At 38.5% G+C, this 15021-nt stretch carries 16 protein-coding genes; 10 read left to right on the top strand and 6 right to left on the bottom strand.

Translation table 11 applies throughout. The features are described from left to right. The first annotated feature begins 158 nt into the window (after positions 1-158). The 8 genes from N5852_RS07900 (at position 159) to lpxB (ending at position 7529) form a co-directional block, all read left to right on the top strand. Complete coding sequence (locus N5852_RS07900; RefSeq protein WP_262097290.1) at positions 159-1016, top strand: 23S rRNA (adenine(2030)-N(6))-methyltransferase RlmJ; 858 nt, start codon at positions 159-161, stop codon at positions 1014-1016. Positions 1017-1680: 664 nt separating this feature from the next. Continuing rightward, positions 1681-2064 (top strand): hypothetical protein, encoded by a 384-nt coding sequence (locus N5852_RS07905; RefSeq protein ID WP_262097292.1) that lies wholly within the window; start codon positions 1681-1683, stop codon positions 2062-2064. Between the two features lie 331 nt (positions 2065-2395). Next, on the top strand, positions 2396-3121 hold the full coding sequence (pyrH, locus tag N5852_RS07910) for a UMP kinase (RefSeq protein WP_262097293.1): 726 nt from the start codon (positions 2396-2398) through the stop codon (positions 3119-3121). A gap of 30 nt (positions 3122-3151) precedes the next feature. Next, positions 3152-3712: a ribosome recycling factor gene (gene frr, locus N5852_RS07915; RefSeq protein WP_262097294.1), complete on the top strand. Its 561-nt coding sequence runs from the start codon at positions 3152-3154 to the stop codon at positions 3710-3712. Between the two features lie 483 nt (positions 3713-4195). After that, entirely contained in the window at positions 4196-4915 is a 720-nt protein-coding gene (locus N5852_RS07920) for an isoprenyl transferase (protein ID WP_262097295.1), read from the top strand. Positions 4916-5080: 165 nt separating this feature from the next. Further along, on the top strand, positions 5081-5914 hold the full coding sequence (locus tag N5852_RS07925; protein ID WP_262097296.1) for a phosphatidate cytidylyltransferase: 834 nt from the start codon (positions 5081-5083) through the stop codon (positions 5912-5914). Between the two features lie 74 nt (positions 5915-5988). After that, on the top strand, positions 5989-6231 hold the full coding sequence (locus tag N5852_RS07930) for a hypothetical protein (protein ID WP_262097297.1): 243 nt from the start codon (positions 5989-5991) through the stop codon (positions 6229-6231). Between the two features lie 134 nt (positions 6232-6365). Continuing rightward, a complete protein-coding gene (gene lpxB / locus N5852_RS07935) occupies positions 6366-7529 on the top strand; it encodes a lipid-A-disaccharide synthase (protein WP_262097298.1) in 1164 nt (387 codons plus the stop codon). 341 nt (positions 7530-7870) lie between these two features. On the opposite strand, the gene N5852_RS07940 is transcribed toward lpxB, so the two are convergent. From N5852_RS07940 to N5852_RS07965, 6 genes are all read right to left on the bottom strand, one after another. Next, positions 7871-8563 (bottom strand): uracil-DNA glycosylase family protein, encoded by a 693-nt coding sequence (locus N5852_RS07940; RefSeq protein ID WP_262097299.1) that lies wholly within the window; start codon positions 8561-8563, stop codon positions 7871-7873. A 16-nt stretch (positions 8564-8579) separates the two neighbouring features. Next, positions 8580-9146 carry a thermonuclease family protein gene (locus N5852_RS07945; protein ID WP_262097300.1) on the bottom strand — a complete coding sequence of 189 codons (567 nt, stop codon included), beginning with the start codon at positions 9144-9146 and terminating at the stop codon, positions 8580-8582. A gap of 46 nt (positions 9147-9192) precedes the next feature. After that, entirely contained in the window at positions 9193-9816 is a 624-nt protein-coding gene (locus tag N5852_RS07950; RefSeq protein ID WP_262097301.1) for a glutathione S-transferase family protein, read from the bottom strand. Between the two features lies 1 nt (position 9817). Beyond that, entirely contained in the window at positions 9818-10342 is a 525-nt protein-coding gene (gene mobB / locus N5852_RS07955) for a molybdopterin-guanine dinucleotide biosynthesis protein B (protein ID WP_262097302.1), read from the bottom strand. A 15-nt stretch (positions 10343-10357) separates the two neighbouring features. Further along, positions 10358-10999, bottom strand: coding sequence for a molybdenum cofactor guanylyltransferase (locus N5852_RS07960; protein WP_262097303.1), 642 nt, complete (start codon positions 10997-10999; stop codon positions 10358-10360). A gap of 119 nt (positions 11000-11118) precedes the next feature. Beyond that, the gene (locus tag N5852_RS07965; RefSeq protein ID WP_262097304.1) at positions 11119-11985 is read right to left on the bottom strand and encodes an ATP-binding protein; all 867 of its coding nucleotides are present in this window, start codon (positions 11983-11985) and stop codon (positions 11119-11121) included. A 172-nt stretch (positions 11986-12157) separates the two neighbouring features. Between N5852_RS07965 and yajC the strand changes: the two genes are divergently transcribed. Beyond that, positions 12158-12613, top strand: a complete 456-nt coding sequence (gene yajC / locus N5852_RS07970; RefSeq protein WP_262097305.1) for a preprotein translocase subunit YajC — start codon at positions 12158-12160, stop codon at positions 12611-12613. 116 nt (positions 12614-12729) lie between these two features. After that, the gene (secD, locus tag N5852_RS07975) at positions 12730-14988 is read left to right on the top strand and encodes a protein translocase subunit SecD (RefSeq protein ID WP_262097306.1); all 2259 of its coding nucleotides are present in this window, start codon (positions 12730-12732) and stop codon (positions 14986-14988) included. Positions 14989-15021 lie beyond the last annotated feature (33 nt).

Raw genomic sequence — 15021 nt, forward strand, 5'->3', positions numbered from 1 at the left:
CTAAAAGATTTAAGTATCCATGAGCAGTGCATGCGAAAATTAATTGTACCGCTTAATCAGAACCTTACTGCACAATATCAAAGCCTTACGGCACAACATAGTTGATAACAATTAATGTTTTTAACGTTAAATTTAATTTAAATTTTAGATGAGTAAAAATGAATTATCGCCATATTTATCATGCAGGCAATTTTGCCGATGTGTTTAAGCATATTATCGTAACACGAATTATCGAATACCTAAAAAATAAAGATCAGGCTTTCCGTGTAATAGATACACATGCAGGCATAGGTTTATATAATCTAGGGGATCAGCGCGCACAAAAAACAGGTGAATGGAAAGATGGCGTAGGGCAGATAATTGGTAAAAATCTCGATGCCGATGTTTTATCCTTGATTGCACCTTGGCTCGATATTATTGCAGATCTTAATGATCACCAATCGGTATTAAAAAAATACCCTGGATCACCAATATTAATTCGCAAACTTTTGCGATTACAAGATCGTTTGACTGCGATGGAGCTGCATCCAGATGATTATAAAATATTAAGATCTCATCTTGAAGGCGATTTTCAAACAAAAGTAATAAATTTAAATGGTTGGCTTGCTCTTTCAGCCCAATTACCACCAAAAGAAAAACGCGGTCTGGTACTCGTTGATCCTCCTTTTGAAATTGAGGGAGAGTTCGATCGTTTAGTTGAGGGGCTAGTAAAGGCCCATAAGCGATTTTCCTATGGAGTTTACGCCTTTTGGTATCCCGTAAAGCATTTTGATGCGGTGAAGAAATTTTGCAACCAGCTTTATGAAACAGGAATACCCAAAATATTGCGTTTAGAGTTACATATTCGCAAGCAATCATCGATTGCCAGTTTAGATGGCAACGGAATGATAATCGTAAACCCACCCTATACTTTGGAAAGTGAAATGAAATCACTCAGCCCGTTTTTGGTGAATACACTCGGCCGCGATGCTGGCGCTCATATGATCAATCAATGGATAAGACAAGAAAATAATTAAAGCAATTTGACGCTGGAAGCAAAACGGGCACATAGCCTAGCATTGGGGAAAATTGATTTGGGTAGAGACTGTCGATTATGGCATTGCATGGTGTAAAATGGTTAATCATCAATATTATTGGATCAAGATAGGAGGTCTAATTTCAAGTTTTGCCAATAGCACATTAAACTTATAGCAGTGTCTGCTCTGTCCAAATGGTCTTTGATGATTTAGATGTTTTTTAGTGAACTTTAGGCTTTTGTCTTTATTGTGTATGGATGTTTAAAACCAACAGGCATTCAACAACCTTGGTCAGCAATGAATTCTTAATTCGTAACGTAGAACCAACAAAATGTGATAAGCACTCTTACTCTTATCGTACGTTGGCTGCGCTGGTCATCAAGTGCATTTAATAAATGTGCTTAAATCTTGAGCTATGGCGATCTAATTCGCATTGTCATAGATTTCATGGTGCTATTGAATTTGCGCTGCATAATTAAGATGAAAATTTTCAATAGCTATGTTTAATATCTTATTTAAGTTAATAATTTTAGTGTATAAATTGCCTTAAAAAAAACTTAACGATAGAAATGTAATTTCGTTGAATTGCTTTATATAATTATTTAAATTACACAATTATTTTTCAGGACCTTTTAAGGCCATTTTAGAGACAAGGTTTTTAAAAATGTACAATTTTACGCGCCTCTTCACATTTGGAGCTACTGTTTTATCGTTAGGTATTTTGGGTGGTTGTGTGACAACCAATGGCGATGGTTCAGCTAAACCGATTAAACCTTTTGCCCCAAAAGCTACATTAACAACGCCATCGGCCCAAGCCTGTATTAATGCCGCAGCAAATAAATACTATCTTCCAACCAAAGTTATAAAAGCAACTGATTCCGCAAAAGCGCAAGATGGATCAACTGTTATTACTCTAAAAGTAGATTTACGGGATGCACGATGTGTTATTAACAGCAATGGGTCGGTTCGTTTAGTTGCAGATACCAGTCCTAAAAGTGCAGATCAAATAGAAGCGGAAAAGGCGGCAGCTGAAGGGCGTACATTATAAAATATTAAAACGAAGCGATACCTGACAATAGGCACCCTCAAAAATTTTAGATATTTTAAAACATTTAACATTTAGTTTTGCAGGCATTGAATAATGGCAGTATCAATAATGTTTTGGTGAAACACGATGGTTCGTATGAAATCTATATGATTTTCATTTCCATATTTAAAGCAAAACTAGAAATAATGCTTGATTGCAGGATATCTAACTGAGTTATGGTGGAAAAGCTTTGCTCTCAACCACCAAAATGGTTTAATTTGCGTGTTGATTGGTGACAAATGGTCCTTGTTGGTGTATCGACTGCAAAAATTATATGCTGGAGAATTTTAATATGACACATAGCCCTCGATATAAACGGATTTTGCTAAAAGCATCTGGCGAGGCGCTGATGGGGGGACAGAGTTTTGGTATTGATGTTTCAGTAGCCGATCGAATTGCTGCAGATATCAAGGACGCGCGCGATTTAGGGGTAGAGGTCGGTATTGTTATTGGCGGCGGAAATATTTTCCGCGGTGTTGCGGTTGCTTCACGTGGTGGAGATCGTGTTACCGGCGATCACATGGGGATGCTTGCTACCGCAATCAACTCATTGGCTTTGCGCACCTCATTGACGAAAATTGGAGTTGACGCGGTAGTTTTATCTGCAATTGCTATGCCGCAGATTTCAGAAAGCTTTTCACAGCGCAAAGCTATGGCTTATTTAAACATGGGCAAAGTTGTGATTTTCGCTGGGGGAACTGGCAATCCATTTTTCACAACAGACACCGCTGCAGCCCTTCGTGCGGCAGAGATCGGCGCCGATGTACTTTTAAAGGGTACACAAGTTGATGGCATTTATACAGCAGATCCAAAAATCGATCAAAATGCAACTCGCTTTGATCAATTATCCCATGATGAAGTTTTACAACGTGGTTTATCGGTTATGGATACGACAGCTGTTGCTTTGGCACGTGAAAACAATATTCCAATTATCGTTTACTCAATCCACAATCGGGGTGGCCTTGCCGATGTGCTCAATGGACAAGGCCAGTATACATTAGTCTCAGATGACGTTTAATACATCTCGTTTAAATTTAAGGAGAGTGAAATGAGTGACGCTATAAATATTGACGACCTTAAACGTCGTATGGAAGGGGCTATATCCTCTTTTAAGCACGAGTTAGGTGGTTTACGAACAGGCCGCGCATCTGCTAGCCTCTTAGAACCTATTACAGTTATTGCCTATGGTTCTGCAGTTCCAATCAATCAAGTTGCCAATATTTCTGTACCCGAACCACGCATGCTATCGGTATCAGTTTGGGATAAAACCATGGTCGGTGCTGTTGAACGTGCAATCCGCGATTCTGGTCTTGGTCTCAATCCAATTACCGACGGAACAAACCTACGCATTCCTTTACCCGAGCTTAATGAAGAGCGCCGCCGTGAATTGGTAAAAATTGCGCATCAATATGCCGAACAAGCAAAAGTTGCTACGCGTCACGTTCGTCGCGATGGTATGGATGCTTTAAAAAAGGCTGAAAAAGATGGTACAATCGGTCAGGATGATACACGTGCCTTATCTGAACGCGTCCAAAAAATGACTGATGAGACAATTACTGAAGTAGATAAGGTTTTGGTCGCTAAAGAAGCGGAAATTATGCAAGTTTAGTTTTAACTAATTAGTTTTTTAAATCAAAATATTGACCAAAAAAACTATTTTAATATTGGCTATGGTTGAAATTACCTTATATTTTGACCATAGCAATATTTTAGGTTGATTACAGCATAATCTTTTGAATCTTTTATCCAAACTATGCCAAATGGCTCAACATTAATTTTATGCAGCTCATTTGATTATTTAAAAGATTAAGTGTTCTTTGAATATGGCCTAGTTATTATTGAAATATTAATTATTCAATATGTGCGATTATCTCTTCAAAATAGTATTTTTGCTATTTGCGTTTATTTTGAATATATTTATTTCAAACAAGACCTATGCTATATTGTGTTTTCTGCTCAACTTGAATTTAAACAGTAGATAGTTTTTCGTTAGAACATATTGCTATCTATATGATTTTACTTAAAAAGTAATTATTAATTACTGTATTGTTAATACGTGTCCTGTTGCGTATTTACCCAAAAAGGTTAAACTGTGTCTCAGCCCAAACATATAGCGATTATAATGGATGGAAATGGCCGGTGGGCTAAGAAAAGGCAACTTCCTCGCGTTGCTGGACATAAGGCCGGAGCGGAAGCCCTTCGCAAAATTGTTGATCATGGCAACAAAATTGGCATAAAGTGGTTAACTTTTTTTGCATTTTCATCTGAAAATTGGGCGCGGCCCAAGGATGAGGTTAGCCACCTCCTCTCCCTTTTAAAATATTTTATCCGTAGTGATATCAATAAGCTAAAAGCTAATAATGTACGCGTTAGAATTATTGGTTGCCGCCAAGGTCTTAGCGACGATATATTAAGCCTTTTAGAAGATGCTGAAAAAACTACGGCTGCTAATGATGGATTGAATTTTATAGTAGCCTTTAACTATGGTAGCCGTAATGAAATTACGCGTAGCGTCAAAACAATTGCAGAGCAAATAAGCCAAGGTGTTTTAAAACCAGAAGAAATTACCGAAGCACTTATATCTTCACACCTTGACACTTGCTTTATGCCTGATCCAGATCTGATTATCCGCACAAGTGGAGAAATGCGTTTATCGAACTTTTTACTTTGGCAAGCCGCATATGCAGAATTATGTTTTGTTCCGTGCTTTTGGCCAGATTTTTCAAGCGTGGATTTTGATAAGGCGATAGAAGCTTATCAAAAACGCGATCGCCGGTTTGGTGCTGTTTCACAAAATGATTTGATCCTTTGATTTAAATTGGCTACAAAAGATATAAAGCAGAATTATAACATTATATCCGAATATCATGATTGAGTTGCTTGGTCTAAAAGGAACCATTTATGATAGGTTATCATCGGATAAGGAAAGGCCAAAAGATAATATGAAAACTCAAGTTGTTTTATACGGTGGTAGTTAATGTCGAATTTGCAAACCCGAATTATTACGGCATTAATTTTAGCGCTTTTAACGCTTGTAGTCACCTTTTTAGGTGGCATTTGGTTTTCAATTCTTTCTTTTCTAATTGGTCTTGCGGTACTACATGAGTGGCAAACAATCAGTAAAGCAAAGCAAAATAATTTAACATTCTTTTTGGGATGGATATTCTATTTTTCGATTTTTGCTTTAGTATTATTTAAATTTGACATTTTTATTATTTTCACCGCTGTTATTCTATTTTCAGTAGTTTTGGCTTTTGCTTTTTTAAAAAATGCTGGTTGGGTCGCAGGCGGATTTCTATACGGCACCCTTCCCGCGCTTGCGCTCACGCTTCTACGTGGCGATGAACAAATGGGATTCGGCGCCATTGTTTTTCTATTTGCAATTGTTTGGGGAACCGATATTGCCGCCTACTTCAATGGACGTGCGCTTGGCGGCCCCAAACTTGCTCCCAAATTTTCCCCTAACAAAACTTGGTCTGGAGCAATAGGTGGAGCAGCTATTGGCGTTGCCGGCGGTGTACTGGTTGTACTGCTGTTGATGAAAAATTCACTTGTTGTAAGTATTACTCCAACCGATATTTGGGTACCGTTGCTTGCTCTTGTTCTTTCAATTGCGTCACAAGCAGGTGATATTGGAGAATCTTGGGTGAAGCGTTACTTTGGGGTTAAGGATTCAAGTAACCTACTTCCAGGACATGGGGGGGTAATGGATCGGGTTGACGGCTTGGTTGCTGCAGCTGTCTTACTATATATTATTGCAGCTATTTTCGCGGATCCAAGAGCGCCTGCTAACCTTTTCAATTTACTTTAGCAACCAGATAATATTATAATTTTTCAGTTTTCCATACACCTGAAATACTTATACGTCACAAAAGAGGAACCTTAATGAAATTATCCATTCTTTTAGCAATTTGCAGCGGGGTTGTTGTGCTTAGCGGTTGCAGTTCAAATTCGTCATCCTTGGTTAAGAATGAAGGCGTAACGGAAACAACAGGTTATTGGTATCTTGGAGACAATGGGCAGCGCCAGTGGCGGACTTTCACCAGCGAGACAAATAACAAAGAAGATGCCTTTCAAAAAGGCTCTAATATAGGCGTCAGCCCTTTTGGAAGCGGCTCGGGACATTAATTTGTCCAGTATCTTTTGAGGTACTTATTTTAGCTTAGTAAAGTTAAATGTGAGAAACATTAAGGTTAAAATAAAGCACTTTTCGTTTTTTCGATTAAATCAATGATCATGCATTTTAAGGCATATTTCGCTCGATGACAAAAAAATTAAAAATTGCCATTGTTGCAGGTGAAGAATCTGGCGACTTACTTGGCGCGGATCTCATGGAAGTATTGACAAAGAAGTCTAGTGTGCCCATTGAATTGATTGGCGTTGGTGGTCAACACCTAGAAAGATATGGTTTAAAAAGTTTTTTTGACCCAGAGGACATCGCGCTTATGGGCATTAGTGCTGTATTGAAACGGTTACCTAAACTCTATTCGCACATAAAAAATCTTGCACAATTTATAGCAGACCAGAATCCTGACTGTCTTATTATTATTGATAGCCCAGATTTTACCCATCGCGTTGCTAAACGTGTGCGTGCATTAAATCCATCAATCCCAATTATTAAATATATTGCCCCCTCTGTTTGGGCTTGGCGGCCGCAACGCGCGAAAGAAATGCGCGGCTATATTGACCACGTCCTCGTTATTTTACCTTTTGAACCAAAAGTTATGGAAATGCTAGATGGCCCACCTTCAACCTATGTTGGTCATCGTTTGCTTGCATCCACTCCAATTGAGGACGTGCGTCATTTCCGGCAAAAGCGAATTGAGGTTGAAGAAAAGCGAGTTATTATTTTACCAGGCTCGCGTAGATCTGAAGTACGTGCTCTAATGCCGGACTTTGGTAGGGCGGTCAATGAACTGTCACAACGCGTAAAAAATGTTGACTTTATATTGCCAACTTTACCCAAAATTGAAAAGGAAGTGCGACAATTAGTGTCCGAGTGGGCTGTTAAACCCACTATTGTCGTCGGCGAGACTGAAAAATGGCAAGCATTTAAACAAGCTGATGTTGCACTGGCTGCATCTGGAACTGTGTCATTAGAGCTGGCTTTATGTAACATACCAACTGTTTTGGCATATCGTGCTGATTGGTTTACAAAATTAATTGTTTTATCCAAAATTACTATTTGGTCGGCGGCTCTACCCAATATAATCGCCGATGAACCTGTTGTTCCTGAATATTTTAATGAATATATCAATGTCGGCATGCTAGCCCGACAAGTAGAACGACTTAGCCATACAGGGCCAGCACAAAGTGCACAATTAGAAGGTTTTCAAAAAATTTATGATATTATGAAAACTGACCGGCCTTCTGGTGAAATTGCAGCTGACGTCATTATGGGGTTCTTAAATCCTCACAGCGTATAATAGCGTGCTTTGAGTTTTAGCCTGTTAGTTGTCTCAAGCTATGATTAGTTTACTTTAATATAATGCGTTATTTAGTAGCGAATCTCTTATTGAGCGTTAGTGGTATTTGTTTTCGACCGATTGCCTTTGCAAATGCCTGATAATATGCAGGCAATCACTCGATATGCTACAAATTACCCTATCGCAAAAAAATGCAATTTTTATCAATATAGCATTTTTAAAAAGGCAAATAGACAAGCTTCAGGCACACCAACCGTCAAGCGATCTATTTGCATTTCATAAATGGGTGAACCCTCTCATCTATATCGCCATAATGTAAAGTACCCACGACATAATGACGGCTAGCTTCCATTTGTTGTTAAAGCCATAAAATCGACATCTTGGTTCTTAACGATTTTTTGCAAAACTGGTAACAATTCATCGCTAAACCAAGAGTTCTTTTTAATCCAAGATGTATTGCGCCAAGATGGATGCGGTAGCGGTAAAACATGGTAGCCCATTGGTTGCTTTATTCTTAAAATATCGCGCCAGTTGCTAACTGTTTGGGTAAGATTTTTTCCCAATCCCTGTTTAATATGCCATTTTTGCGCATATTGACCAATGGCTAAAACAACCTTAATTTGTGGCATAAGGCAGAATAATTGCGCGTGCCATTGCTGTTGACATTCTTTTCTTGGCGGAAGGTCAGATCCTTTACTATCATAACCAGGAAAACAAAATCCCATTGGCACAATTGCAAAATTGTCTTTATTATAAAAATATTGCGCTGTTACATCAAGCCATTGTCGCAAACGGTTGCCCGATGCATCATTAAATGGAATTCCCGTTTCAAAGACTTTCAAACCAGGGGCCTGTCCTGCAATGGCAATTTGCGCTTTATTTGAACTTATACAGACTGGTCGGGGCTCAACGGGCAAAGCAGGAAAATATTTCGGGCAATCCTGACAAATTCGGCAGCTTTTAATATCTTCATCAAGCTTTGCTAATTGCGATTGAAAATTACCATAGGTGTTTTTCCTAATGCTTTCCTGCATTTTTAATCTCGATATTTCAATTTTTGCGTGGGTTATCTTTTCGCCATTGATTAGGGCGCTGTACTTGCCACACCCACATGCCAAGTTTATTGCTTTTAGCAAAACGTTCTTCTTTGGGGTAACTTGAATAGCTAACTGCCCAGCCATCTTCTACCATTTGGCGACTAATATCGATATTTTCAACCATACACTGCCCCAAAATACGTTTATATTTATCCCGCTCTATCCATCTGCATGATACTTTACGCCCATTAATCATTTTGATTAAATGTTGCTTTGACAATTCACCGCAGGCAAATTTTTCTTGTCCCTTAGTGCAATATTGCGCAAGCTCAGGTGCGTCCATCCCAAGCAATCTTATTCTCTCGCCATTAATGCGAATAGAATCACCATCGCTGATATGGGCAAAACCTGTAATTATATTGGCATTCGCTGTGTTAGTATTCAAACTATTCTGATCATTACTAAAGCCCTTTAGCAGCGCCAAGCAACCAATAATCAAAACAATAATGATAATGTCAGAAGGTTTACGCGCGCGCATTAATGAGCGCAGATTGATTGACGTCTTTTTTCTATGCAACACTTTATGCGCCTAAATGAACCTAGGTAAAACGAATGATAAAATAAAATTAAACAATTGGAACCATGATAATTTTTACATAAGATGGCCGCTTTTTTAACCTTTGATACCAATTTGAAATCTTCGGAAAATCTTTATACCGTTTGATATTAATTTCATAATAATAATAAATAAAAGTTCCAACAATAATATCGGCAACACCAAAATTCTTACCAGAAAGCCATAGGTTTAAACTGAGTTCATTTTCAATTATAGAAAGTTTATTCTCAAAATCATCTATTGCATCAGCTAAAATATGAGCATCACGTTTTTCTGGTGCTAAACGTACCGAGTTGAACAAAATAACTTTAAATAGCGGAAAAAGCTCTTCACTAGCCCAATCCATCCATTTTTCAGCAGCGCACTGTTGCTTTGGGTCGTCGATCCAAAAACTATCGCGACCATATTGTGCTGCAATATAGCGAACAATAGTGTTCGATTCCCATAAGATAAAACCATCATCATCAATAACTGGAATCATAGCATTAGGATTAAGTGTTAAAAACTTCGGTGTATCTAAACCGCCAAATTTGCCTCCAACTTCGATGTTTTCATAATTTAACCCAAGTTCCTCGGCGATCCAAAGAACTTTTTTTACATTTATAGAATTATTGCGCCCCCAGATTTTTAGCATTTTAATCCCCCAATTTATTTTTGTGCAAATCCATATGATTTTCGATAAAATCCGAAATAGCGATTATATCATCAATATCAAAAACCGGTAGCGTTTCATTGCTTTGATCCATATCACTTGCCACAGCAACAATATGAGGGTCATTCAAACTAAGGTTTTCCCCGCGTTTTCCTCCTTCACGGCGAATTTCCAGCTTGTCGTGGCCTTCTCGCTTATAGCCTTCAACAACTATAAGATCACACGGAGAAAAATGCGATAAAATTACTGCCATATGTGGTTCGTCTTCATCCAAATTTTCATGGATAAATGCCCAGCGATTAGCTGATACAACAGCAACTTCACCTGCTCCAGCTTGACGATGACGCCAAGAATCGGTGCCTTCAACATCGATATCAAAATCATGATGCGCATGTTTTATCGTTGCAATTTTATAACCTCGAGAGGTAAGCTCGGCAACAACACGTTCGGTCATTGTGGTTTTACCATTATTTTTCCAACCAGTTATACCAAATATCTTATGTTCCATGTTAATTTACCTTACCTAACACCATAATGACTTAGCAACCTCAAGGTCGTCTTTGGTATTGACATTAAAAAACGGATTAATGCTATTTTCAAGTTCATTGCCAAACTCATAGTTCTTAGCATCTACCTTTTGTGCAAATGAATAGATACTTCTTTTGCCTGCCTGTAAATGGCTTTTCAGATCATCAATTAAATTGACTGGCCAAAGACCAAAAGTTGGCTGGTATTCTCCGTTATAGGTTGACAATATTGCTCTATCCAAATCAGCTTTATAAAATGCTTGTAATCGTGCGATATAATTTTTTGGAAAAAATGGCGTATCAACTGCCACTGTTACAATGGCGCGATAATTATGATTTTGTGCATAGGCCGCTGCCGCATAAATACCAGATAGCGGTCCAAGATTACTAAACGCCTCCTTGTCCGCCATATAAATTCTATCCTTTTTGGCAAGCAATAATGGATTATTAGTGCTGACAATAACCTCACCTTTGGTAAGGTAAGGTTCCTGACTTTCTAACATCTGTAACGATAAGCGATTATATATATGGTCAAGTAAGGTGGTGTCACCAATAGCAATAAGGGCTTTATCGCTGCCCATTCGCTGCGAGCGACCACCAGAGAGAACCACTCCTAAAAGCTTTGAATTTTCAAACATAATTTTTATCTTTGCCAATTATTAAAATAAGCAAGATTGCCCATAAATAGTAAAATATTTAATTAAAACAATAAATCGCCGCATTAAATGAAAGTGGTTTATTAAATGCCACGAACTTATTAGCGGATATTCCTTCCAAGCCGTCCGGCAACATCTTGAATAAATTGCCATGCAACGCGTCCAGAACGATTACCACGGGTTGTCGCCCAACTAAGTGCTTCTTGGCGCAATTCATTGCGATCAATTGGTAAATTATAATGATCAGCATAACCATAAATCATGGCTAAATAATCATCTTGACTACATTTATGAAAACCAAGCCACAGGCCAAAACGATCCGAAAGCGAAACTTTCTCTTCAATGGCTTCTGAAGGATTGATGGCGCTTGAACGTTCATTATCAATCATATCACGCGGCATTAAATGGCGGCGATTGGAGGTTGCGTAAAATAAAACATTATTAGGACGGCCTTCAATACCGCCGTCAAGAGCTGCTTTTAAAGATTTATAGGATGTATCATCATGATCAAAAGATAAATCATCGCAAAAGAGAATGAAATTATAAGGCGTATTTTTTAAAAGATTCATCAACTGTGGTAAAGAATCAATATCCTCACGATGAATTTCTACTAATTTTAAACGTCCTTCGCCAAGTTTGTCTAAATTAACCGCAGCATGAGCAGATTTAATCAAAGATGACTTACCCATGCCGCGTGCGCCCCAAAGCAAAACATTGTTGGCTGCAAAGCCTTGCGCAAATCGCCGTGTATTTTCAACGAGCATGTCACGGGATTGATCAACGCCTTTAATCAGTGCAATATCCACGCGATTAACATTTTTTACTGGGTTGAGCTTTAGATTTGCAGCATCCCAAACAAAGCAATCGGCACTTTCTGCATCCATCGGTTTGGCAATTGGCGGTGCGATTTGTCTAAGTACGCTAATCAGTTCATCAAGTTTATGAAGCAGTTCGGGATTATCAGACATGAAAACTCTAACCTTTATGGCAATATTTTGATATTATTATTATGTTCTTGGTGAGAAAAATGCAATTCATTGTTTTTGCTAGTTGCTATAACCATCGCAACACATTATTTCATATTAACAACTGGTAGCGTTGATAACGCTATTTTTATCAAATTGCTTAAGGAGTTTTCCTATGTCATTTATTACACCAGCTTATGCGCAAGCTGCAGGTGGAGGTGCCGCATCATTTATGAATTTTGCACCATTGCTTCTCATTTTCGTCATTATGTATTTCCTTATGATACGCCCTCAAAGAGCGCAAATGAAAAGACATCAGGAAATGATCAATGCTGTTCGCCGCGGCGATAGTGTTGTGACTGGCGGTGGCTTTATTGGTAAGGTTACTAAAGTTTTTGATGCTGAGGGTGAAGTGGAAGTAGAACTTGCCGATAATGTGCGTGTTCGCGTGTTGCGTAGCACCTTATCAAATGTTCGCACCAAGAGTGAAGTTGCGACAGAAAAAACTGCCACCAAAGCTAATAATAAAGATCGTGGTAATAAAAACGACAAAAAAACTGATGAAAAAGTAGATAAAGATGACAGCAATGAAACAGCTGTTGACAATGATCAAGCATCAGAAAATAAATAATTAAAAAATAGCTAGAGCATTTTAAAATGATAATGTAAGCATTTATATGTTCTAGCTTTTTGCTTTGCCAAAAACAAAAATGATCACTGTAAACTCTTTAAATGGGAACTCAATAAATGCTATTTTTTTCTGTGTGGAAACGGGTTCTCATTTGGGCAGTAATCTTGTTTGGAATCGTCTTTGCGTTGCCCAACATTTTGCCAAGCAGCATTTTATCAAAATTACCGTCAAGTTATGCCAATTTGCATTTGCCTTTGGGCATTGATCTGCGCGGTGGCTCGCGGATTATTATGCAGTTGCCGAAAGATGATGGACAATTGCGCCTTGATACAATCGATGTCATTACTCGTCGTTTAGATCAATTTAACCAAGAATTTATGGATTATAGCGTAAATGCACAAAGCAGGCAGGCGATACGTGTTGAAGTGCCAGGCTTTTTTAATGTGCAAGAATTAAAAGATATTGTCAGCGTACCTGCGAATATAGCAATTTACCAAGAGGTGGATAATATCAAGGCGCAAGATGTTATAACAGGTAAGGTTTCAGCGCCCAAAAATAGCGAAATTTTTTATGATTTTTCAGATCCGCCAGTTGGTTATTTAATTAATGCCAATCCAGTTATTCTTGGAGAAAATCTTGTTGGTGCATCGGTTGAAACGAAAGCTGAAAGTGATGAAGCAGACGTTAGAATAACTCTTGATGAAGCTGGCGCACAAGCCTTAGATAATTTTACAAAATCATCACCCAACAAACGCTTATTTTTCATTATGGATGGTGATGTTATCTGGATTGAGAATAATGTAAAAAAAGTTGATGCTGGTTATCTTGATATTGGTCCTGTTGAAAAAGAGCGTGCAAGTAGTTTTGCAACCCTGATTTCAAGCGGCCCTCTTCCTACTGCAGTTACCTTGATTGAAGAGCGCACTATTGGTGCAGATCTAGGCAAGGACTATGCATCTTCAGGCTTTAAAGCGGCAATCGGTGCTTTATTAGTTGTTGCGATTTTTATGATTATTTCATACGGCTTTTTAGGCGTTGTAGCCGATATTGCATTAACTGCAAATTTGGCACTTGTCATAACAATTTTAAGTTTTATAGGCGTGCCGCTTTCACTCGCCGGCTTTGCGGGTCTTGTTTTAACTATTGGCGTTTCGGTTGATGCTATTATCCTGATATATGAACGTATACGGGAGGATCGTCGCAATGGCTATTCGGTCACGCAAGCATTAGAGGCTGGCTTTGCAAGAGCAAAAGGCACAATTATTGATGCCAATATTACCACTTTAATTGCGGCAGTTGTGTTATTTCTGCTTGGTATTGGACCAATTCATGGTTTCGCTTTGACGGTTACCGTTGGTATTATTGTATCGCTTTTCACAACGCTTACCTTTACCCGTTTAATGATCTCCACATGGGTGCGTTATTTCAAACCAGGCGAGGTGCCTGCCCGTATTTTCCGTATTGTTCCTGTTAATACGCGCATAGCCTTTATGCGCATTGGTAAGTGGACATTGAGTCTTGCTTGCGCATTAATCATTGCAACCTGCGGCTTAAGCCTAATGAGTGGTATTAATTATGGTATTGATTTTGCTGGAGGCTCTCTTGCCGTTTTAGAGGCTAAAGGTGATGAGGCTGATGCAAATGACGTGGCTGAGCGGGTGGAAAATCTCAATATTGGCGACGTTGTTATTACGCAATCTAAAAACGCAAAAATTCTCTATCTAACGGTTCCAAGTCAAGAAATGGGCGAAGACGCAGATCAATCTGTTGCTGTAAAACTTAGAAACGAATTTTCGCAAGATTATCAATTGCAACGTATGGATGTTGTAGGACCGCAAATATCAGAAAATCTTTCTTCTGCAAGTATGGTAGCAGTTATCATTTCACTTATTGCGATATTCGGCTATGTTTGGTTGCGTTTTGATTGGAAGTTTGCAATTGGTGCGGTCGTAACCACCATTCATGATGTTATCATCTTGTTATTCTTGTTTATTGTTTTCCAGTGGCAGTTTAATATTTGGAGCATTGCAGCAGTATTAGCAATCATTGGCTATTCGCTTAACGATACCATCGTCGTTTATGATCGTATAAGAGAATTATTACGTAAGGATGGATATATCCAAATAACTTCGCTTGTCGATATTGCTATTAATCGCACTTTATCGCGTACCCTTTTAACATCACTAGCAACATTAATAGCCCATATTCCACTTTATTATTTTGGTGGTACAGATATGCGTGATTTTGCATCAGTCTTATTGCTTGGCATTATAATTGGAACTTATTCATCTATCTTTATTGCCGGTCCCTTAGCTGTTTTATTAGGTATTGGGCGCAACAAGCAAATAGAATATGCCGAAGAACAAGTTGTATAGGTAAAATAGCTCTATTTTAAAATGACGCATTAT

The sequence above is a fragment of the Bartonella sp. HY328 genome (assembly GCF_025449335.1).
GTDB lineage: Bacteria > Pseudomonadota > Alphaproteobacteria > Rhizobiales > Rhizobiaceae > HY038.